The sequence below is a fragment of the Methylobacterium ajmalii genome (assembly GCF_016613415.1).
Taxonomy (GTDB): Bacteria; Pseudomonadota; Alphaproteobacteria; order Rhizobiales; family Beijerinckiaceae; genus Methylobacterium; species Methylobacterium ajmalii.
Window position 1 is genome coordinate 2,173 of record NZ_JACWCT010000011.1, and the last position, 473, is coordinate 2,645.

The following is a 473-nucleotide window of genomic DNA, read 5'->3' on the forward strand; positions in this document are numbered from 1 at the left end:
GCGACGCGCTGCGGCCCGTCACAATCGACGGCTTGAGCCTCATCACCAGCGCTAACCAGATTAACGGCAACGCCGCGATCACCTTGCGCTACGGGGCCACCACCTCGAACATCTTCAAGGGCCCGCGGATCACCAACGTGGAGGTTGCCGGCGTCGGCAATAACGCCACCTACTGGAGCAAGGGCATCGACGCCTACAATATCTGGGGCTTCGATTTTCACGGCATCCACATTCGCGGCAAGGATGTCGGCGGCGCCACATCTTTCCCGAGCGCCAATATGGGCGCCGCGATCAGCATCACGGGCGAGAGTGGCGGTGGCTGCTCGGATGGCAAAATCTCCAGCGTCAACGTCTTCTTCGCGCGCTACGTCGGCTACGTAAGCGGCGACTGCGAAGGGCTGCACTGGACGGACAACACCGGCGTCGCGGTCGACCAGGGTGTTACCTGGCCCAACGCCAAGGGGCATCCTGGC

General features: G+C 63.2%; 1 protein-coding gene. It reads left to right on the plus strand.

What is annotated here, in order from left to right; all coding sequences use genetic code 11:
- A partial coding sequence (locus HPY23_RS02075) for a hypothetical protein (protein WP_200649549.1) occupies positions 1–473 on the plus strand: 473 nt, incomplete at both ends.